Source organism: Haloferax profundi, assembly GCF_001469865.1.
In the GTDB taxonomy this organism is placed as follows: Archaea; Halobacteriota; Halobacteria; order Halobacteriales; family Haloferacaceae; genus Haloferax; species Haloferax profundi.
The window spans coordinates 35,047-55,030 of record NZ_LOPV01000020.1 but is presented as its reverse complement, the minus strand read 5'-3'; the positions used below and the strand labels follow the sequence as shown (position 1 = coordinate 55,030).

Here is a 19,984-nt window from a genome sequence, read left to right as displayed (position 1 = left end):
CTAGGGTCAATATGGTGTCAGCCGTATCACAGACTATGGACTACCTCGAGACACCGGCCGTCCACCGGATTATGACGTCCCCCGCCGGGCGACTGCTCACCTCCCGCGTCTTCGAGACCATCAAGACGCGCTCGATACCCCGTGAGTTCGGCGTCGTCCGCGCCCGTGCCGCCGCCGACGTGGCACTCGGTGAGGGACCGGAAGCGTACCTCCGAGAGGTTGGTGCACCGCCTGCCCCGCATCTCCACGACCGAATCGAGCGAGCGCTAGCCGAGTACGCACAGATTCGAGCGGAGTACGACGAGACGATGGAACGGTGGAATAGCGTGTTCTGGGGCGGGTACGAGTCACTCCCAGACGAACGCGTCGCCATCGAACGTGACCGACGAGAGATCTCGCAGCGTCGCGCCAAACCGAGCGATGTCTTCGGATTCCTGGCGAAAGAGCATCTCGTCCCACCCGTGAAGTTCGAGACCCCTGACCCCGACGACGCACTGACGCGCTGGCACCACGAACTGGCAGAACCCGAGCGACTCTACGGGTTCGCGGAATCCCGTGCCTCCGAGGAGTTCCCCCGCGTCGAACGCTCTGCGACCGTCCGCGGACCGGGGACGGTAGAGTTCCTCCTTCGATTTACGTCGCCGTCACCCCATCTCAGCGACAAAGCGACCGCTCGGGTGTACGAACCGGCAGACGCCGAGGGTGATATCCCGACGATTATCTTCCACTCTGGGTGGGGGATGTTCGACGACCAACTCGCCTACTGGCCAGAAGAGGAGTACCTCGCACGTGCGCTCGCACCCGAGGGGTACCGGGTCATCCTCCCCGACGCGCCGTGGCACGGCCGGCGCGAACCGCTCGGTCACTATAGCGGCGAACCATACATCGCCCGCGCGCCCGTCGGGTTGTTCACGCTCTACTCGGCCGCAGCGCTCGAAACCGGCGTCCTCGTCGACTGGGCGCGAACCGAGGGTTCTCCCGTCGTCGGTGTCGGTGGCGTGAGCCTCGGTGGGACAATCGCGCTCCACGTCGGTGGTCGGTGCGGTGACTGGCCCGAATCCATGCGTCCGGACCTCCTGTTCCCCGTCGGCATGCCGGGTGCGATAGACCAGACGCTCCTCTCGACAGACCTCTCCGACCTGCTGGACATCGAGAACGCCCTCGACGCCGCTGGATGGACTGGCGACGTCCTTCACGAGTTCGCCCCACTTCTCAACCCGCCGAAGACGCCGTGTCTCTCGCCGGACCGGGTCTTCTCGTTCGTCGGCACGCGAGACACGATGGCCCCGACGCAGACCGCACGCGCACTCTTGGACGAGTGGGGTGTCCCCCGGCCAAACCGCCGCGAGTGGGACTGTGGCCACTTCGGCGTCATGGCCAACGTGATTCGCGGCGACGAGTTCCGTCACACGGTCAGACGCGAACTCGACAGGGCGACACGCGACGAACGACGAAAAACAGTCTCTGCCTGAAGGGGTCGAACGACTTACCGGTCGTCGAGGAAGTCGGGTTCGACGCGTTTTTCGTCGTATTCGGCGCGGAGGTGGTCGCGGAACTCCTCGACGCTCACGTCCTGTGCCTCGCGTTCCTTGCGGTCACGCACCGAGATGGTACCCGCTTCTTCCTCGTTGCCGCCGACGATGACCATGTACGGAACACGGTCTTCCTGTGCCTCGCGAATCTTCCGGCCGAGCGTCCACGAGCGGTCTTCGATGTCGACGCGGAAGTCGCCGAGTTCGTACTGGAGTTTCTTCGCGTAGCCAATCTGGTCGTCCGAGATGGGCAGGATACGGACCTGCTCGGGGGCGAGCCAGAACGGGAACTTGCCGTTGAAGTGCTCGACGAGGACCATGAAGAAGCGCTCGTAACTGCCGTAGAGCGCCCGGTGAATCATGACCGGTTGGTGGTCTTCGTTGTCTTCGCCCGTGTAGGTCAGGTCGAAGCGGTCGGGCATGTTGAAGTCGAGTTGGACCGTCGGGCCGTCCCACTTGCGTCCGAGGGCGTCCTTGAACGCGAAGTCTATCTTCGGCCCGTAGAACGCACCGTCGCCGGCCTCGATGCCGTAGTCGATGCCGCTGTCGTCGAGGACGGCTCGCAGTTGCGTCTCGGCCTGTTCCCAGATTTCGTCGCTGCCGACGCTTTTCTCTGGGCGCGTCGCGAGTGCGACTTCCGCGTCGAGGCCGAACGTCTCGAAGACGGTCAGGATGTTCTCGATGATGAGGTTGATCTCGTCTTCGATCTGGTCCGGGCGGACGAACAGGTGGCCGTCGTCGATGGTAAAGGCCCAGACGCGCGAGAGACCCGAGAGTTCGCCGCGCTGTTCTTTCCGATACACTTTGCCGTCTTCGAAGTAGCGGACCGGCAGGTCACGGTACGACCACGACTTCTGGTCGAAGATGGTCGCGTGACCGGGGCAGTTCATCGGTTTCAGGCCGTACTCCTCGTCGTTGACGTCGAGGAGGAACATGTCGTCGACGTAGTTGTCGTAGTGGCCCGACTTCTTCCAGAGTTCCGTCCGGAAGAGGTGCGGCGTCTCGACAGGGTCGTACCCAGCGTCGAGGTTGAGTTGCTTCGCGTAGTCCGCGAGTTCGTCGAGGATGCGCTTGCCGTTCGGCATGTACAGCGGAAGCCCCGGCCCCGTCGTCTCGTCGATAGCGAACAGGTCGAGTTCCTGGCCGAGTTTGCGGTGGTCGCGCTCTTTGGCCTCCTCGCGCATGTCGAGGAACTCTTCGAGGTCCGACTCGGACTCGAAGGCCGTCCCGTAGACGCGCGTCAGCGTGTCGTTCTCCTCGTCGCCGCGCCAGTAGGCGGCCGAGATGTTGAGGAGTTTGACCGCACCAATCTCACCCGTCGACTCGACGTGCGGGCCCTTACACAGGTCCTCGAACTCGCCTTGCTGGTAGAACGAGAGTTCCTCGTCACCAGCGGCCTCGTTCTCGAGGATGTCACGCTTGTAGGGGTTGTCGGCGTACTTTTCGAGCGCTTCCTCGCGGTCGACGAGCACGCGTTCGATGTCGAGGTCCTCCTCGACGATGTCGCGCATCTCGTCTTCGATGGCTTCGAGGTCCTCTTGTTCGAGTTCGACGTTCGTCACGTCGTAGTAGAACCCTTCGTCCGTCCACGGCCCGATGGTCAGCTTTGCCTCGGGGTGCAGACGCTGGAGGGCCTGTGCGAAGACGTGGGCCGCCGAGTGGCGGAGCACAGACAGGTACTCGTCGGACTGGTCGGTGACGATGACGAGGTCTGCGCCGTCGTGGAGCGGTGCCTCCTTGTCTACGAGTTCGCCATCGACGACGCCGGCAACGGTGTCCTTGCCGAGACCGGGGCCGATTTCGAACGCGGCGTCTCGCACCGTCGCACCCTCCTCGACGGAGAGTTCCGTTCCGTCTGGGAGGATGACAGCGATATCACTCATACGCGCACGAAATCGACGGGGGGGAATAAGTGTTGTTGAGACGAGCACGAAAGACGCGCTCACGACGCCGATTTCGTGCGTATTGGTAGCATGTATTTCTCCGAAGACCTGTCCCGACCCAAAGTACCAATTGGGTTGCAGGCCGAATCGGGGGTATGCGATTCTCTCGACAGAGTGGCGTCTTCATGCACATCACGTCGTTGCCGGGCCCTCACGGCATCGGTGACCTCGGCGACGGCGCTCGCGCGTTCGTCGACTTCCTCGCCGACGCAGACCAGTCGATGTGGCAATTCTGCCCGCTCGGACCGACCTCTCCTGCGATGGCCAACTCACCGTACCAGTCGTCGTCGTCGTTCGCCGGCAATCCGCTGTTCATCGACCTCACCGACCTCGTCGCACGCGGCTGGTTGACCGAAGACGACCTCGAACCCGTCCCCGAGTTCGACGACCACGCCGTCGAATACGAGCGCGTCGGCAACTACAAGCGCTCACGGCTTCGGACCGCATTCGAGCGCTTCGAGGCCGAGGCCTCCGAAGACGACCACGCCGCCTTCGACGACTTCTGCGAACGGGAAGACGGTTGGCTGGAAGACTACGCGCTCTTCGCCTCGTTGAAAGACGAGTTCGAAGGAGCGTGGATAGACTGGCCCGAGGAGTTGAAGACGCGCGACCCGGACGCACTCGCCCACGCACGCGACGAACACGCAGACGAGATTCGCTACCGTGAGTTCGTCCAGTTCTGCTTCGACGAACAGTGGCACGAACTCGCCGACTACGCCGACGAGAACGGAATCACCCTCGTCGGCGACCTGCCTATCTACGTCGCCCTCGACAGCGCCGACGTGTGGGCCGCCCCCGAGGCGTTCGACCTCTCGGAGTCGCACGAACCGGCCGTCGTCGCCGGCGTGCCGCCGAACCCGAACGACGACGGCCAGCGCTGGGGTAACCCGCTGTACGACTGGGAGACGCTTCGTGAGAACGGCTACGACTGGTGGCTGGACCGTCTCCGCCGCCTGTTCGACCTCGTGGACGTGACCCGCATCGACCACTTCAAAGGCTTCGACGAGTACTGGGCCATCGACGCGAACTCCGATAGCCCCGCAGACGGCGAGTGGCGCGACGCACCCGGCCACGACTTCTTCGAGACGGTCGAGCGCGAACTGGGTGAACTTCCCTTCGTCGTCGAGGACCTCGGGTTCCTCGACCCGTCGCTCGTGGACCTTCGCGACCGATTCGCCTTCCCCGGCATGCGCGTCCCGCAGTACGCCGACTGGTGCAGCGAAGGCGACATGTACCAACCGATGCACTACCCCGAGAACTCCGTCGCCTACACCTCGACGCACGACACCGACACCTTCGTCGGGTACTACCAGTCGCTGGACGACCACACGCGCGACTGCTTGCACTACAACATCGGGGCCGACGGGTCGGACATCAACTGGTCTATCATCGACGCCGTCTGGAATTCGGCGTCCGTCCTCTCCTTCACGACGATGCAGGACGTACTCGGCCTCGACTCGCACGCCCGCTTCAACACGCCCGGAACCCAGACCGGAAACTGGGAGTGGCGCGTCACCGACGAGGGCCTCGACGCAGACGTGGCGACCAGTCTCGCCCAGTTGACGGACCTCCACATTCGTAACTGAGGCTGTGTCGGAGGTCACGAGATACGACAATCTCCGGGGCTGACCACTCACGTCGGTTGTTATCCCGCCCGCGAGCGTACTGTCTCTCATGACCCCAGAAGACGCGCCGGGCACCGGTGCCCACGAAATCGAGGTCGAAGCGACCGAGCGACGACTGTTGTCGCCACTCGAATCCATCCTCGGGACTGACGCCAAAACCGTCTACGGCGACCCAGTCACCGTCGGCGAGCGGACGGTGGTCCCTGTTGCTCGCATCGCGTACGGACTCGGGATGGGCGGCGGGTCGGGAACCGACGAGTCGGACGAAGACGGTGGCGAAGGATACGGCGGAGGCGGCGGCGTGAGCGCGACACCGGTCGGTGTCGTCGAAGTGACGCCCGACGAGACGCGCTTCGTCAGGTTCGGCACCGACCGTCGACTCGTGGGCGTCCTCGCCCTCGGCATCGGTCTGGGACTCGCTCTCGGCCGCCTCCTGCGTCGCTGAGTCGCTGACTGCAGTGGTGGTCGCGGACAGACCGTCGTCGCCGACCCCGATGCGCGCGGGTCCCACCCCGACTACATCTTTTTCCGTCATCCACTCCACGAACCCGGTATGTCTCGCCGTCTCGGTCTCGGTGCGTTCGTCACCGGACTGCTCGCCGCGGTTCTCGCGGCCGTCGTTCGGGCGACTACGCCTCTGTCGGACCTCGCGGTGCCGAACGCCGACGTGCTCCTCGCGAAGGGGTTGTCGGCAGTCGGTGTCGCACTCGTCACCTACGGCATCTACCGGTTCGTGATGAGCGTGTTCGTCACGCGCGTCTCCGACAGACGCCGCGCGCACGACCTGCGAAACGTCCTCAGACTCGTCCTCGGACTCGTCGCCCTCGTCGGCGTCCTCGGCGCGTTTACGGACCAGTGGCTGGGCGTCCTCGTCTCCTTCGGTGTCATCGGGTTCGCCGTCACCTTCGCCCTCCAACAACCGATTCTCTCGCTCATCGGGTGGGTCTACGTCGTCATCAAGCGCCCCTACGCCGTCGGTGACCGCGTCAGCATCGCCAACGTCTCGGGCGACGTAGCCGAAGTCGACTTCCTCGTCACGACGCTCTGGGAGACGGGCGGGTCGCTCACGTCGAACCAACCGTCGGGTCGGACGGTCACGGTACCGAACTCCCTCGTGCTCTCTTCGGAAGTCGTCAACCACGGAGCGTTGTTCGACCGAATCTGGACAGAAGTCCCCGTGCAGGTCTCCTACGAGACGGACATCCCGTTCGTTCGAGACCTGTTGCTCGACGCGGCCGAAGCGGAACTCGGAGACGAGATTCGAGCGGCGATGGAACGGTATCAGACTCGTCTGGACGCGTCGCCACTGGACTTGGAGACTCCGAACGGCGTGTCGGTCAACATCGCCCAAGAGGAGTCGTGGGTCGTACTCAAACTCCGCGTCCTCGTTCCACCGACCGGCGCGCAGAGCGCCCGCAACCGACTCTACGAGCGCATCATCCCGCGACTCGCAGCACACCCCGACCGCGTCGGATTTCCGGCCGGCCGCAGTCGCTGATGCGCGTCTCTCCGCGGGACAGTCGCACCTGACACCCCGTCCGCCATCGAAACCCGCAAATCCCCCGCGCCCAAGGTGGAAGCGATGGAGACGGGTGTCATCGACATCGCGGACCTCGACGGAGACTTCGACCTCCAGTCGACACTCGAGAGTGGCCAGTCGTACCTCTGGGACCGACCAGACGGTCGAATGTACGAGCGTGACGCGGCCTACGGCGGCGACGCGTGGTATCAGACGGTCGTCCCCCCGCTCGACGGTGTCTCAGACGAGACGGCCGTCGTCCGTGCCCGACAGGTCGACGGTGTGCTGGAGTGGGAATCCAGTGTCGACGCCGTCCCAATTTTAACGCACCTGCTCCGCCTCGACGACGACTTGGACGCAATCGTCGATGCCATGCCCGACGAACCACTCGTCAGCCGCGCGTACGACGCCTACCCGGGGATGCGACTCGTCCGCGACCCGCCGTTTGGGTGCCTCGTCTCGTTCATCTGTTCGGCGCAGATGCGGGTCTCACGAATCTTCGGGATGCAAGCGCGCCTCCGCGAGACGTACGGCGACCGAGTCGAGTTCGACGGCGAGACGTACTTCGCGTACCCGACCGCAGAACGCCTCGCCGACACCACTGAAGACGAACTTCGTGACCTCAGTCTGGGCTACCGCGCGCCCTACGTCCAACGAACCGCCGAGATGGTCGCGTCGGGCGAGGCCACGCCCGCAGCGGCGATGGGCCGCGACTACGAGGACGCCCGCGACTATCTGACGAACTTCGTCGGCGTCGGCGACAAAGTCGCCGACTGTGTCCTCCTGTTCTCGCTCGACTACCTCGAAGCAGTCCCGCTCGACACGTGGATTCGTTCGGCAATCGAGGAGCACTACCCTGACTGTGACCGCGGCAACTACACCGACACCTCACGCGCGATTCGTGACCGTCTCGGCGGGGAATACGCCGGGTACACCCAGACCTACGTCTTCCACTATCTCCGGTCCGGCGGCGAGTGAGTCGGGCATCCTTGCGACGTGCATCGGCGGCCCGTGGCAGGGTGGGCGTACCGCCTCGTTCACTGACCGGGCAAGAAGGTTGATAGCGCTCGCGGCACAAGTTCTCACTGACCATGGACTGCAGAGTCGTCGTCGAGGCCGCGGTCCCAGTGTACGACGTGGAGACAGAAGACGAGGCGATTCGCATCGCCATCTCCAAGACGGGTGAGATGCTCAACCCCGACCTGAAGTACGTCGAAATCAACATGGGTTCCCGCACCGGTCCCGACGGTCAGACGCTCCCACCGGCGTTCATCGCAGCAGACGAAGCCCTCGTCGCTCTCGAACTGGAGATGACCGTGTTCAACGTCGAGCAAGAAGAACACGCGTCGCGAATCGCTCGCAAAGAGATCGGACAACGCCTCGAAAACATCCCCCTGAAGGTACTCTCGGTCGAAATCCTCGACGACGAAGCGACCAAAACAGACGGCGAGGGGGACGACGAAGAACTCATCCCGGACTTCGACGACCTGGTCGACGACCGCTAACTGACCACTCTCTTCTGTTCGTTGCCGAAGCACACGGCTTCAGCTACCTGCCGTGAGAGCGGAGCGTCCATCGCAGGAGAGGGCCGTCGCTCGGAGTCTGTAACTTCGTGGAGGAGAACGCGTCGTTGTTCGTCGGTTCAGTCGGCTTGTGGGGCGACTGGTTCTGGCTCTGCGTCGCGCATTGCCCCAGTGATTCCTTTTGCCAGTTTAAACACGGCTGCCTTGTGGTCGGTCTTAGATTTGTGGATAGACGTCGGTCGTACGCCAAGTGTGTCGTACTCGGAGAGTTCGATCTCCTCGTCTTCCCACGCTTCAATCTGAGTGTGTACTTCGGCGAGCAGGCCGTGCAGATGGATGAGTTCCTGCTTCTTCATGAGCAAACACGGCTTGAAACCGGAGGGATATAGTATTATCTTGAGTCACGTTAGCATCCAACTCTCTTAAACGCCCGATTATCGGGGTCTCAGCCGAAATCTCGTGTTTGTCAGCTTTCAATTCATTGTATGTTTTTGCATTTGTTTCTCGAAACGGGAGAAAATCTATCGAGGGCTTTATATTGGTATGTAGCGCGCGCTTCCAGAAACGGGTCGTGAATATTTTAGGCGCCGCCATTTGTACACTGCCGTATGGACTACGACGAGCAACTGGACCGGGCGCTCTCGGAGGCGCCCGACGTGGCCGAGGGTGGCGACCGATTCACCGTTCCAGACCCGGTGGTTCGTCAGGAAGGCAACGCCACGGTCTACGAGAACTTCGCGGAGACACACGACCGTTTGGCGCGCGAACCGGACCACCTCCAAAAGTTTCTCCAGTCGGAACTGGGGACCAGCGCTCAAATCGACGACAAGGGGCGCGTCCGGTTCACCGGTGAGTTCAAACAGCGCCGCGTCGCCGAGGCTCTCGACGAGTACGTCGAGTCGTTCGTCAGGTGCAGTGAGTGTGGGTCTCCCGACACCCACTTCACCACCGAACAGGGCACGAAGGTGCTGAAGTGCGACGCGTGCGGTGCGCTCTCCGCGATTCCTGACCTGTAAAAATACACCCAGACGGGACGTCCGTCTTCAGTCGAACTGCTTGAGCGTCTGTAAGTCGCGCTCTGTCCGCATGAACTCGGCAGTGCGCCGTGTCGCACCACAGGATTGACACGAGAAGTTATCCCGGTGAGCCGGAAGTGACGTCGGATTAGTCTCCCAGTCCTTTCCACATTCGGGGCACAAGAGCCGGACGAACGCTTCGACCATACCCAGATATGCTCCGGGAACGCGGATAAATCTTGTTACGAGTTGGCACATTCGAGACAGTGCAGTCGCTGTCGACAGTGTGAAACAACAAAAACAGCGTGGGCTACCACACCCCACCGAGCGCGCTCAGGCGAACAGGTTCCCGTCCTGTACTTCGAGGAGCTCTTTGTAGCGGTTGCGGATGGTGACTTCGGAGATGTCTGCGACAGTCGACACCTCGCTTTGCGTCACCTTCTCGTTGGTGAGGAGGGCAGCAGCGTACACGGCCGCGGCGGCGAGGCCGACCGGCGACTTGCCGGAGTGGACGCCAGTCTCCTTCGCGCCGCGGAGGAGTTGGCGCGCCTGTCGCTCTGCCTCGTCCGAGAGACCGAGTTCGCTGGCGAACCGGGGGACGTACTGCTCGGGGTCGGCGGGCTTGATTTCGAGTTTTAGCTCGCGGACGATGTAGCGGTACGTCCGGGTCAGCTCCATCTTGTCGACGCGAGAGACCTTCTCTAGTTCGTCGAGCGAGCGGGGGGTTCCGGCCATCCGGGCCGCAGCGTAGAGCGACGCGGTGGCGACGCCCTCGATAGAGCGGCCGGGGAGCAGGTCGTCGTTGAGCGCGCGACGGTAGATGACCGACGCCGTCTCACGGACGTTCTCCGGGAGGCCGAGGGCCGAGGCCATCCGGTCGATTTCGCCGAGCGCCTGCTTGAGGTTGCGCTCTTTGGAGTCACGCGTGCGGAAGCGTTCGTTCCACGTGCGGAGGCGCTGCATCTGCTCGCGCTGGCGCGGCGAGAGGGACTTGCCGTAGGCGTCCTTGTTCTGCCAGCCGATGTTGGTCGACAGTCCCTTGTCGTGCATCATCTTGGTCGTGGGTGCACCGACGCGGGACTTGCTGTCTCGCTCGGCGGAGTCGAACGCGCGCCACTCTGGGCCGCGGTCGACGACGGTGTCCTCGACGACGAGACCACACTCACGGCAGACGGTCTCGCCGTGTTCGGAGTCGTGGACGAGTTGGCCACTGCACTCCGGACAGAACTGCTCTTCTTCTCGCTGTCGCTCGTCTCGCTCGGACTCGCGCGACGTTACGTCTCGAGCCTTCGCATCGGTGCTGTACGTTCGGGTGGTGGTGGTGTCGCTCATTATGGGTTGGTGGGCATCGACACGTCTCTGCCGGTAGAGGATGAGAAGACGAAAGAAATATCCGGCGGGGACGGGCCTTACCATCAGTAAGGCCGAAAAGTATATAAATGTTTCCCCGACAGCGTGTTCCCAAACCGCACGATGTGAATGATTTGTCGTGATGGTCAGGACACGAAAAACGTAATCCTGCTGGCGTATCGAATAATAAATCTCTTTCGTCCAGTTAGAGCCACTTTTGCTGGCGGAAATAGACCAATAAGATACCAGAGTTGGTCACCACTCGGCACATCGTGGTGACCTGTCAAACGACGCCGACAACTGCCGTGGCGACACCAGGCTCGACTCGTAGCAGCACGACCGGAATCGCCGAGAGACGTCTCCCTCGACGATTTCAGCCCCAGAACGGTCGCTTCGGCCAGGAGACGGTGCCTTACGCCTCGGACGGGTGTTCGATAGACCGCATCATCTCGAGGATGTTGTCCTCTTCGCCATCGAGTTGCTGCGGGTAGACACCCACGGCGACGATGAAGTCTTCGTTGTGGCGGACTTTCGTCACGTGGACGTACACGTCCACCTGTCTGTTGTCGGCGAACGTCGCGGTGGCGCTGTACTTCGTCACGTTGGCGGGTTCACCGAGTATCTGGACGTTTCGAGAGTTCACTTGCTCCACGTCGTCGAGTCCCTGGTACCGACTCTTGACGAGGCCAATCAACTGGTCGTTAGAGTAGTCGCCGATAGGGTTGAGCGTCTCGCCAGCGACGTCCACAGCGGGCGTCGAGATGACGCTGAAGACACCCAGTTTCGCCTCGAAGAACCCGAGGTCTATCTTCTTTTCGTACGTCGTGATGTGGTTGCTCGCGACGACTCTCGGCTGTTGCCCCGCGACGTCGAACGTTCGGTTCACTTCGAACGTCTGCGTCCCGTTCGTCTCGTATCCGGCGTTGGACGCGACTGTCGCGTCTGTCGTCGCCGGTTCAGATTCGAACGTGAGCGACTCCTCGCCCGTCAGCACACCGAGACACCCACTCGTGAGAACGAGTGCCGCGAAGGCGAACGCAGCGACTGCGTGTTTGGAGACCATTGCGGAGGATTTTCACCTCGTCTGGTATAAGTTAGGTGGCCCGTCAATCAGCCACGCCGTGCGGTCACTCGACCAACTCGCGCGATTCGTTCTCCCGGCGGATGACGCGTCCGCTGTAGAGGTAGTACGCCGGTGCGACGAACGGGAGCGCGAACGCCGCGCCGAACCAGAGGTGCCGTGAGAACCCCCAGTCGATGCCCTGTTGCCGGAGTGAGTTGATGTCGCCGCGGATGAGTCCGGCGTAGAACAGGTGCGTGACGAGGTAGACGGCGAACGCCGGTTCGGGGCCGATGAACAACGAGACGACGGTGAAGAGGACGAACCCAATCGCGTAGATGACGGGGAGTACACCGCGGTATCGGCCGCTCGCACGGCGCCGTTTTTGCTGGCGCTCGCGTTCGACCTTCTTCCCGCGGCGGTACTCGTCGGTACTCATATACGCACCGTCGCGTCGGCACCGAAAAAGTGGTTCGCTCCACGGAAATCAGCTCAACCGAGGTACTTCACGGCAACCTCGTGGCCGTCGCCTGTCGGGAACTCGACGGTGTCACGGAGGTGTGACCGAACCGCTGTTCGCCACTCGGAGACCGCCGCTGTGTGACGTTCGTGGTGTGTCTCCACTTCGTAGGGGTCGGGACGAGTGTCGTCTGCTTCGGGATAGGTCGGGGCAGAAGCTTCGAAGAACGACTCTGGGTCGAGGTGGAGCGGTGGTGTCTCTGCGCCGTCAGTTCCCTCGCTGCCGGCCGGGTAGTCGGTTCCCTCGCCGCCAGTCAGGTGGATACGCGCCCGCATCCGCCCGTAAAACGGCGGCGTCACGCGGAGAACGACGTGTCTACTCGCTCTCCGATTGGCTTCGAGCGCGGAGACGAGGTCGTCGGTGGTCACTGCAATCGAGCGCACGACAGTTGGGTCCGACGACCCGTACGTCTCGTTCAATCGCCGGCCCGGCGTCGACCGGTCACCGACGAAGGTCGAAGTTCGCCACTGCACTCGGGACACGTCGCGCGGTACGATGCAGGGCTCACGGTTGTTTGACACTCACGACAAACGTACGATGTCCTCTCCATCGACAAGTGGTAAGGTATTGGGCATGTTAAAACTTACCACGGGTATTCGACACACACTCGTGCCGGTGTCGACAGACGGTCCGTACCCTTTTACCCGAATGGGGCGCAACCGGCCACCATGACAGACGCATGGTTCGCCGACGCGAACCCAGAGGACCCCGCGTCCGGAGCACACCGAATCCGTGAGGGGCACGCCGACGCCCCGGCGGATTGGCCGGCCGTGGCCGTCGAATCCGGATTCGCCGACGACGAGGCCAACTACTACGAGAAACTTCGCGCGGCGACACTCACCGCCGCACGCGACGCCGTCGCCGAACGCGAACGCGCCGACGACTTGCAACTCGCACACGCCGTTCGCTCGATGGACGACGCCGAACGGACTGCGAACGAACTCGCCGAGCGAGTCGTCGAGTGGGCCGGGACGCTGTACGAGGACGTTCCACGCGGCCTCGATGGCGTTCGAGACATCGCTGCTCGCGACCCGACGACTGCCGGAGAAGAACGTGTCGTCTCCTATGCGACCCGGGCAGTAGACTTGCTCGACGAACGCGACGACCTGCGAACGTTCATCGAAGAACGTGCGCCCGACGTCGCGCCGAACCTCTCCGAGATGGCCGGTCCCGTCCTCACCGCACGACTCATCTCGCTCGCAGGGAGCCTCGAACGTCTCGCCAAAGCACCGAGCGGCACGGTACAGGTCCTTGGTGCCGAAGACGCGTTGTTCGCCCACCTGAAGGGTCGCGCGTCGTCACCGAAACACGGCGTCATCTTCACTCACGAGTACGTCCGCGGAACGCGCCCACAGGACCGTGGGTCCGCCGCCCGTGCCTTCGCCGGGAAACTCTCTATCGCCGCCCGTATCGACTACTACTCCGGCGACTACCGCCCCGAGATTCACACCGAACTCGCCGAGCGCATGGCCACGATTCGCGCCCGCGCCGAGGAGGGAGACGAATGAGCGACGACGGCCTGCCAACTGGCGTCGAACGCCGGACCTTCGATGGCCGCGAACGACTCTCGACACAGGGACCGACGGTCTACGGCGAACCCGCCGACGCCGACGGGTGGCGCGCGTGGGACGCCAGTCGGTCGAAACTCGGCGGGATGCTCGAACTCGGGATGGACACCGGACTCGTCGGCGGCGAGACGGTCCTCTACCTCGGTGCTGCGGCGGGGACGACAGTCTCGCACGTCTCGGACTTCGCCGGCCCGACGTACGCCGTCGAGTTCGCTCCACGACCGGTCCGTGACCTCGTGGGCGTCGCCGAAGACCGGGACAACCTCTTCCCGTTGCTGAAAGACGCACGCGACCCAGAGTCGTACGCGCACGTCGTCGAGTCCGACGTGGACTGCCTCGTGATGGACGTCGCGACCCGCGGACAGGCCACCGTCGCCATCCGAAATCGCCAGTTCTTGGCCGACGATGGGCGTCTCTTGATGGCGGTCAAGGCCCGGAGCGAAGACGTGACGGCCGACCCCGACGACGTGTTCGACGAGGTACTCGCCGACCTCGAATCCGCCTACGAGATACTCGAAACCGCCCGTCTGGACCGATTCCACGCCGACCACCTCGGCATCGTCGCCCGGCCAAAGTGACGGAACACCGCCACGATGTACTTGAGCGTCTACCTCGCCGGGGTCCACGATGTTTTTAATTCGGGGCATCTAACGCCGTTGCGATGGAACTAGGGTCGGCGGATGCCTTCGACCGGATGGGGACGCTCGGCGTCGAAGAGGAGTTCTATATCGTCGATGCCGACGGGCGCCCCACGTCGGGAATCGACGATTTGGTCTACGGACCGGAACCCCCGGAACCGCTCGTCGGACGACTCGACCACGAACTGTTCGAGTTCACGATAGAGACACAGACACCCCGTATCGAAGACCCCGCCGACGTCGCCGACGCCGTCACGTCGGTCCGCGAGGCACTCGTCGAACACGCGGCGAACCACGGCTATCGCGTCGCTGCGGCGGGCCTCCACCCGGCGGCGAAGTGGCGCGAACTCGACCACGCGACGAAACCTCGCTACCAGGCGCAACTCGACCGGATTCAGTACCCACAGCACCGTAACACGACGGCGGGACTCCACATCCACGTCGGCGTCGACGACGCCGACAAGGCCGTCTGGATTGCCAACGAACTCCGGTGGTACGTCGGCCCTCTGCTCGCACTCTCGGCGAACTCACCGTTCTGGAACGGGTTCGACACGGGACTCGCCTCTGCGCGGTCGAAGATATTCGAGAATCTGCCGAACACCGGGATGCCGACTGCGTTCGACGACTTCGAGGACTTCCAGACGTTCGAACGTCGGATGGTCGAGTACGGGTCGATAGACGACCGCGGCGAACTCTGGTTCGACGTGCGCCCGCACACGGGCCACGGAACGGTTGAAATACGCACACCCGACGCACAGACCGACCCACAACGAGTCGTCGACTTCGTCGAGTACGTCCACGCACTCGTCTTGGACCTCGCCGACCGATACGAGGCGGGAGAACCGAGCTACGATATTCGCCGCGAGATTCTGGACGAGAACAAGTGGCGGTCGACGCGCTACGGCCGGGACGCGAGTTTCATCGCTCCCGACGCCGAGGGTGTCGTCGAACTCGACACGTTCGTCGAAGACGAGTCCGACCGCCTCGGTGTGGACGGCCTCCGGTCGCTCTTCGATGCCGAGTCGGGAACCGACATCCAACGCCGTATCCACGAAGAATCCGGTCTCGACGCGCTGTGTGAGTACCTCACGCTCGAGTGACCTGCCTCAGAGCGACCTGACAGGAAACATTTTTTACCGCCTGAGTTTTGACCTTTTGCGTAGCACAAATGTCTGCGGACCAGAGCACTGAGGGGCACGTCGAGTCGTCAGAGGAACCACACACCGAAGGAAAAGCAGACTGCGCCGTCGCGGAGTTCGACGATGGACTCATCGACCTCCTCGCGTGGATTCTCGACACGGAGACACGCGCACGAATCTACGTCTTCCTTCGACAGAACCCCTATTCGACGAGCGAAGAGGTCGCAGAGGGGACGGGACTGTACCCGAGCACGGTCCGCGAAGCACTCGCGGAACTCACCGACGACGAAACCGTCGAACGCCGCAAGCGCAAGAGTTCGGGTGCGGGGAACAATCCCTACGAGTACGTCGCAATCGCACCAAGTGACCTCGTCAAACGCGCCACGAGTCAGGTTCAGACCCAGTTGAACGCCGTCTTCAACCTCGACCGACGTCTTGGAACCGACGGCACTGACGAGACGGAACCGGTCACCATCACGGTTCGCGAAGAGTAACCCGTTCGTCCTGCGTTATCTCCTCGACAATCGACGCCCACGGTTAGTCTAACCCGACCCGCTTAAGTCACGGGGCCACTACCGCGAGAGTATGCACGTCGCGCTGGGCGGGACGTTCGACCCTGTCCACGATGGACATATCGCGTTGTTCGAGCGCGCATTCGAGTTAGGCGACGTCACGGTGGGACTCACGAGCGACGAACTCGCACCGAAGACCCGTCACGTCGACCGATACGTCCGTCCCTTCGAGCAACGGAAAGCCGACCTCGAAGCGGAGCTTCGACCCTTGGCCGCTGAGCACGACCGGGAGTTCGAGGTTCGCAAACTCGACGAACCGACCGGCATCGCGACCGAACCGGGCTTCGACATCCTCATCGTCTCGCCCGAGACCAAGTCGGGCGGGGAACGAGTCAACCAAATCCGTGAGGACCGCGGCCTGAAACCCCTCGACATCGAAGTCGTCGAACACATCTCAGCAGAGGACGGCGACCGCATCTCCTCGACTCGCATCGTCATGGGCGAAATCGACCGTCACGGCAACCTCACACCGGACCGTGAGGGCCGCGGTCGGACGCCCCCCGGCACCGAGGAATAATTTTCTGGGACAAGGTTGTAGTGTCGCTCATGCGCCACCCGCTTCTCGCCAGCTTTGCGGTTGGTATCGCCGCCGCCCTCCTCGTCGGCGTCGCGGTCACCGAGTTCGCCTCGCACTGGATATTCTTCTCGCTGTTCGTCGGGATTCCAGCGGGTCTCGTCGCGGGCGTCATCGCCGTCGCCGCCACCTACGCGGTGCTCACGCGCCGCGGACGCACACCGACAGACACGAGTGACTGATTACCAACTCGGCGGTCGAAACCCGGCCTCGGTGAGCAGGTCTTTCCACCGCTGCTGAATACTGAGTCGGGAGACGTCCATCGCGTCTGCGACGGCGGATTGCGAGCGCTCTTCACCCGCGATGAGTGCGCCGGCGTAGAGACTCGCCGCGGCGACTGCCTTCTTCGAGCGGTCTTCGTCGGGCAGTTGCGTGAGGAACATGTCCGAGGCGTACGACCGGGCCTCGCTGCCGAGTTCGAGACTGTCGGCGGCGGCGTCGATGCGGGCCAACCACTTCTCGTTGTCTCGTTGGTCTCGGGCGCTGTACATGGTCGGCGTTGTGGACGGGAGAACATAACCCTCGCGGCGAACGACAACTTGATAGGTCGTTTCTGGTTACGTGATAGTGCGCGCGGGTAGCCAAGTGGCCAAAGGCGCAGCGCTTAGGACGCTGTGGTGTAGACCTTCGCAGGTTCGAACCCTGTCCCGCGCATACCGTCTCGAACATCGTGAGAGACGTGTATGCAAGCCGAAGGGTTCGAATCAGGGAGCAACGCGGAGCGTTGCGACCGCGGTTCGAACCCTGTCCCGCGCCCCCGACGTTCACCTCCGAACGTACCTCGCTCGCATTTTCACAATCGAGAGTCCCCCGACACACGCTGGCACTCTGCACGAATCGTCCCCGAGAATTGCACGCCACACGTCAGACACGACACAACCCTTTTTCTCACCCGGTGTGTGTCTCCACCAATGGCGGCGTTATCCGAATTATTAGGCGACATCGTGACCGATGTCGATGGGCTCTTCCTCTTCACGCCGAGTCACTCGCACTACGAGCGGTTCGAGGAGGCGGATGTCCCGACTGTCGTCATCGCCCCCGAGAACACTGTCGACGCGGAGACGTTCGTCGAACTGCCGTTGCAGTTCCAGAACGTCAAAGACCGCATTCGATTCGGTGTCGAAGGTGCGATGGAACAGAGTATCGTCGAAGCGGGCGACACGATTGCGTGCAACGTCGGCATCTTCGGTGGCGACCCGGACTCGGTCGTTCGGGTTCGTGTCGAAGAGAACATGCGCTCGGGCATCTACGACCTCTTCGCGAACTCCCGTGCCGACCCCGGCGTCATCCGCGACGTCTTCGAGGTGGCCATCGAACTCGGGAAGAAAGGACAGAAGGGTGAACCAGTCGGGGCGCTGTTCATCGTCGGCGACGCGGGCAAAGTGATGAACAAGTCCCGGCCACTGTCGTACAACCCCTTCGAGAAGTCGCACGTCTACGTCGGCGACCCCATCGTGAACGTGATGCTCAAGGAGTTCTCGCGTCTCGACGGTGCGTTCGTCATCTCCGACTCGGGGAAAATCGTCTCCGCGTACCGGTACCTCGAACCCTCCGCCGAGGGTGTGGATATCCCGAAAGGCCTCGGCGCACGGCACATGGCCGGCGGTGCGATTACCCGCGACACCAACGCGACTGCAATCGTCCTCTCGGAGTCCGACGGCCTCGTTCGGGCGTTCAAGGGCGGGAAGATGATACTCGAAATCGACCCGGAGGACTACTGAGATGATGGGGTTCGCCTCGCCCCTTCCTCTCCAATCCATCGGAAGCCTCGTCGAGCGCATCGTCCAGACCGCCGGACTCCGATTTCTGGGAGTCCTCGCCATCCTCGCGTTGGGGTTGGTCCTCGCGTACACTGCCGGGTCGCTCGTTCAACGACTGCTGGTGAGTTTCGGCGTCCCCGACTCCATCGAAGGGACGGCATTCGAGCGAACCGCCCGCGACTTCGACACGTCGACAGTGGAGATTCTGTCGTGGTTGACGCGATACTTCGTCCTCGGTCTGGCCCTCTTCGCCGCGCTCTCGTTCGTCGGCATCGACTACGTCGACCGATTCTGGGGCGTCGTCATCGCTATCCTCCCGCAACTGTTCATCGCTATCTTGGTTCTCATCGTCGGTATCGTCGTCGGCGACAAAGTCGAACTCCTCGTCGCCGAACGGTTCCGCGGTGTGAAACTCCCACAGGTGAGCATCCTGCCAGCGCTCGCGAAGTACACCGTCTTCTTCCTCGCGGCGCTCATCGCCCTCTCGCAGGTGGGTGTGGCAATCGTGGCACTCGTCGTCCTCCTCGGGGCGTATCTGTTCGGTCTCATCGTCCTCAGCGCCGTCGCGTTCCACGATTTGCTCAAGTCCGGTGCGGCGGGAACGTATCTCCTGTTCATCCAACCGTACAGTATCGGCGACGAAATCGTCGTCGGGGACGTACAGGGTGTCGTCCAAGAGTTCGACATGTTCGTCACCTACGTCGAGGCGGAAGACAGAGAATACATTCTGCCAAACGCCCGCGTCTTCGACGAAGGTATCGGGCGAATTCGCTGAAACCTGTTCGCCCGTCTCGGCGGTTCTTCTCTCATCAATCCGCCATAACAGTTTAGAAGCGGACCGGATATTGTCTCGTATCGGATTCCCTGAATGCGATGACGAGAAACCTCCCCGCGCTCGACGTTTCTGCCCCTTCTCCTCGCGCTATCGAGGCGGCTGAGACCCTTCTCAGGGGGTTCCACTACCAGGACATGCGGGAGGCGTATCTCACCGACTGCGACTTCGGCGCCGCTCGAAACGCGGCGACGAACGCGACTGCCTACATGTCGGAGGCGTTCACCATAGACTTCCCACACGCGTCCGCAAACCGGGCCGAACGCGCCGGGAAACTGTTCATGCGGGCGTTGTTTCTCCAAGACGAAATCGAAAACAGGGCGTCGTTCTACGACTGCCTCGAACATTCCGTCCCGGACGGAACCTTCGTCGGCGTCGCCCAGACCGTTCCCGAGATGTCTATCGACGACGACCCTCGGTGGCGGGACGTTCGAGCACTCCTCGAAGCGGTGTGTGACGAAGTCGACGTCAGCAGAGAGTACGCCGTCCTCCACGCTCGGTTCTGGCGACTGCACGGCCAACGCCGTGATGGATGGCGCGGTATCGCACGACGGGCACACCGTATCAAACTCGCTCGCATGGTGCCATCGGCGTCGGCGACAGACATCGACAAACTCGCCGAGTACTTCGTCGCTGGCGTAGACGACCACGACGAGTGGCGTCGGGACAGTCTAGAGCGTGACATCTCGTCTACCGTCGACGTCGTCGCACGGTACTACCAGCGGGTGTTCGACTTGAGAACTGGCTGACATTTATACGCCCGAACGACCGCGGATAATAAGTATTGGTGGTGTAATTCTACCGCAAGAATCA

24 protein-coding genes and 1 tRNA gene are annotated in these 19,984 nt (G+C 62.7%); 17 read left to right on the top strand and 8 right to left on the bottom strand.

Annotated elements, in window-relative coordinates; all coding sequences use genetic code 11:
• The first annotated feature begins 35 nt into the window (after positions 1-35).
• Positions 36-1,472 carry an alpha/beta hydrolase family protein gene (locus AUR66_RS01295; protein WP_058570719.1) on the top strand — a complete coding sequence of 479 codons (1,437 nt, stop codon included), beginning with the start codon at positions 36-38 and terminating at the stop codon, positions 1,470-1,472.
• A 14-nt stretch (positions 1,473-1,486) separates the two neighbouring features.
• Here the strand turns inward: AUR66_RS01295 and thrS are convergent, their stop codons facing one another.
• Positions 1,487-3,415 carry a threonine--tRNA ligase gene (gene thrS, locus AUR66_RS01290; protein WP_058570718.1) on the bottom strand — a complete coding sequence of 643 codons (1,929 nt, stop codon included), beginning with the start codon at positions 3,413-3,415 and terminating at the stop codon, positions 1,487-1,489.
• A 155-nt stretch (positions 3,416-3,570) separates the two neighbouring features.
• Here thrS and malQ point away from each other — a divergent pair, with 155 nt between their 5' ends.
• The 5 genes from malQ (at position 3,571) to AUR66_RS01265 (ending at position 8,124) form a co-directional block, all read left to right on the top strand.
• The gene (gene malQ / locus AUR66_RS01285; protein ID WP_058570717.1) at positions 3,571-5,061 is read left to right on the top strand and encodes a 4-alpha-glucanotransferase; all 1,491 of its coding nucleotides are present in this window, start codon (positions 3,571-3,573) and stop codon (positions 5,059-5,061) included.
• Positions 5,062-5,149: 88 nt separating this feature from the next.
• Positions 5,150-5,545 (top strand): spore germination protein GerW family protein, encoded by a 396-nt coding sequence (locus AUR66_RS01280; RefSeq protein ID WP_082682084.1) that lies wholly within the window; start codon positions 5,150-5,152, stop codon positions 5,543-5,545.
• Between the two features lie 108 nt (positions 5,546-5,653).
• The gene (locus AUR66_RS01275) at positions 5,654-6,598 is read left to right on the top strand and encodes a mechanosensitive ion channel family protein (RefSeq protein WP_058570716.1); all 945 of its coding nucleotides are present in this window, start codon (positions 5,654-5,656) and stop codon (positions 6,596-6,598) included.
• An 84-nt stretch (positions 6,599-6,682) separates the two neighbouring features.
• Positions 6,683-7,597: a DNA-3-methyladenine glycosylase family protein gene (locus AUR66_RS01270; protein ID WP_058570715.1), complete on the top strand. Its 915-nt coding sequence runs from the start codon at positions 6,683-6,685 to the stop codon at positions 7,595-7,597.
• Between the two features lie 113 nt (positions 7,598-7,710).
• The gene (locus AUR66_RS01265) at positions 7,711-8,124 is read left to right on the top strand and encodes a DUF555 domain-containing protein (protein WP_058570714.1); all 414 of its coding nucleotides are present in this window, start codon (positions 7,711-7,713) and stop codon (positions 8,122-8,124) included.
• 137 nt (positions 8,125-8,261) lie between these two features.
• Here AUR66_RS01265 and AUR66_RS01260 read toward each other — a convergent pair whose 3' ends face one another.
• Positions 8,262-8,498, bottom strand: coding sequence for a UPF0058 family protein (locus tag AUR66_RS01260; protein ID WP_058570713.1), 237 nt, complete (start codon positions 8,496-8,498; stop codon positions 8,262-8,264).
• Positions 8,499-8,750: 252 nt separating this feature from the next.
• On the opposite strand from AUR66_RS01260, the gene AUR66_RS01255 reads away from it, so the two are divergent.
• Positions 8,751-9,158 carry a translation initiation factor IF-2 subunit beta gene (locus tag AUR66_RS01255; protein ID WP_058570712.1) on the top strand — a complete coding sequence of 136 codons (408 nt, stop codon included), beginning with the start codon at positions 8,751-8,753 and terminating at the stop codon, positions 9,156-9,158.
• 27 nt (positions 9,159-9,185) lie between these two features.
• On the opposite strand, the gene AUR66_RS20285 is transcribed toward AUR66_RS01255, so the two are convergent.
• From AUR66_RS20285 to AUR66_RS01235, 5 genes are all read right to left on the bottom strand, one after another.
• Positions 9,186-9,365: a DUF7836 family putative zinc-binding protein gene (locus tag AUR66_RS20285; protein WP_082682085.1), complete on the bottom strand. Its 180-nt coding sequence runs from the start codon at positions 9,363-9,365 to the stop codon at positions 9,186-9,188.
• A gap of 126 nt (positions 9,366-9,491) precedes the next feature.
• Positions 9,492-10,490 (bottom strand): transcription initiation factor IIB, encoded by a 999-nt coding sequence (locus AUR66_RS01250; protein WP_058570711.1) that lies wholly within the window; start codon positions 10,488-10,490, stop codon positions 9,492-9,494.
• Positions 10,491-10,920: 430 nt separating this feature from the next.
• Positions 10,921-11,571, bottom strand: a complete 651-nt coding sequence (locus AUR66_RS01245; protein ID WP_058570710.1) for a DUF6517 family protein — start codon at positions 11,569-11,571, stop codon at positions 10,921-10,923.
• Between the two features lie 64 nt (positions 11,572-11,635).
• Positions 11,636-12,007: a hypothetical protein gene (locus tag AUR66_RS01240; protein ID WP_058570709.1), complete on the bottom strand. Its 372-nt coding sequence runs from the start codon at positions 12,005-12,007 to the stop codon at positions 11,636-11,638.
• Between the two features lie 53 nt (positions 12,008-12,060).
• On the bottom strand, positions 12,061-12,507 hold the full coding sequence (locus tag AUR66_RS01235; RefSeq protein WP_058570735.1) for a hypothetical protein: 447 nt from the start codon (positions 12,505-12,507) through the stop codon (positions 12,061-12,063).
• Between the two features lie 249 nt (positions 12,508-12,756).
• On the opposite strand from AUR66_RS01235, the gene AUR66_RS01230 reads away from it, so the two are divergent.
• From AUR66_RS01230 to AUR66_RS01205, 6 genes are all read left to right on the top strand, one after another.
• Positions 12,757-13,596 carry an NOP5/NOP56 family protein gene (locus AUR66_RS01230; protein ID WP_058570708.1) on the top strand — a complete coding sequence of 280 codons (840 nt, stop codon included), beginning with the start codon at positions 12,757-12,759 and terminating at the stop codon, positions 13,594-13,596.
• A complete protein-coding gene (locus tag AUR66_RS01225; protein ID WP_058570707.1) occupies positions 13,593-14,234 on the top strand; it encodes a fibrillarin-like rRNA/tRNA 2'-O-methyltransferase in 642 nt (213 codons plus the stop codon). The genes AUR66_RS01230 and AUR66_RS01225 overlap by 4 nt, the downstream gene beginning before the upstream one ends.
• 83 nt (positions 14,235-14,317) lie before the next feature.
• Positions 14,318-15,394, top strand: coding sequence for a glutamate--cysteine ligase (locus AUR66_RS01220; RefSeq protein ID WP_058570706.1), 1,077 nt, complete (start codon positions 14,318-14,320; stop codon positions 15,392-15,394).
• Positions 15,395-15,462: 68 nt separating this feature from the next.
• Positions 15,463-15,927, top strand: coding sequence for a winged helix-turn-helix domain-containing protein (locus AUR66_RS01215; RefSeq protein ID WP_058570705.1), 465 nt, complete (start codon positions 15,463-15,465; stop codon positions 15,925-15,927).
• A 91-nt stretch (positions 15,928-16,018) separates the two neighbouring features.
• The gene (locus tag AUR66_RS01210) at positions 16,019-16,522 is read left to right on the top strand and encodes a phosphopantetheine adenylyltransferase (protein WP_058570704.1); all 504 of its coding nucleotides are present in this window, start codon (positions 16,019-16,021) and stop codon (positions 16,520-16,522) included.
• Positions 16,523-16,551: 29 nt separating this feature from the next.
• On the top strand, positions 16,552-16,761 hold the full coding sequence (locus AUR66_RS01205; protein ID WP_058570734.1) for a hypothetical protein: 210 nt from the start codon (positions 16,552-16,554) through the stop codon (positions 16,759-16,761).
• On the opposite strand, the gene AUR66_RS01200 is transcribed toward AUR66_RS01205, so the two are convergent.
• Positions 16,762-17,070 carry a cyclin gene (locus tag AUR66_RS01200; RefSeq protein ID WP_058570703.1) on the bottom strand — a complete coding sequence of 103 codons (309 nt, stop codon included), beginning with the start codon at positions 17,068-17,070 and terminating at the stop codon, positions 16,762-16,764.
• Between the two features lie 80 nt (positions 17,071-17,150).
• Here AUR66_RS01200 and AUR66_RS01195 point away from each other — a divergent pair.
• From AUR66_RS01195 to AUR66_RS01180, 4 genes are all read left to right on the top strand, one after another.
• Positions 17,151-17,233: transfer RNA gene (locus AUR66_RS01195), tRNA-Leu, on the top strand.
• A 257-nt stretch (positions 17,234-17,490) separates the two neighbouring features.
• Positions 17,491-18,300 (top strand): diadenylate cyclase, encoded by an 810-nt coding sequence (dacZ, locus tag AUR66_RS01190; protein ID WP_058570702.1) that lies wholly within the window; start codon positions 17,491-17,493, stop codon positions 18,298-18,300.
• Between the two features lies 1 nt (position 18,301).
• On the top strand, positions 18,302-19,114 hold the full coding sequence (locus AUR66_RS01185; protein WP_058570701.1) for a mechanosensitive ion channel domain-containing protein: 813 nt from the start codon (positions 18,302-18,304) through the stop codon (positions 19,112-19,114).
• Between the two features lie 98 nt (positions 19,115-19,212).
• A complete protein-coding gene (locus AUR66_RS01180) occupies positions 19,213-19,920 on the top strand; it encodes a hypothetical protein (RefSeq protein ID WP_231727707.1) in 708 nt (235 codons plus the stop codon).
• Positions 19,921-19,984 lie beyond the last annotated feature (64 nt).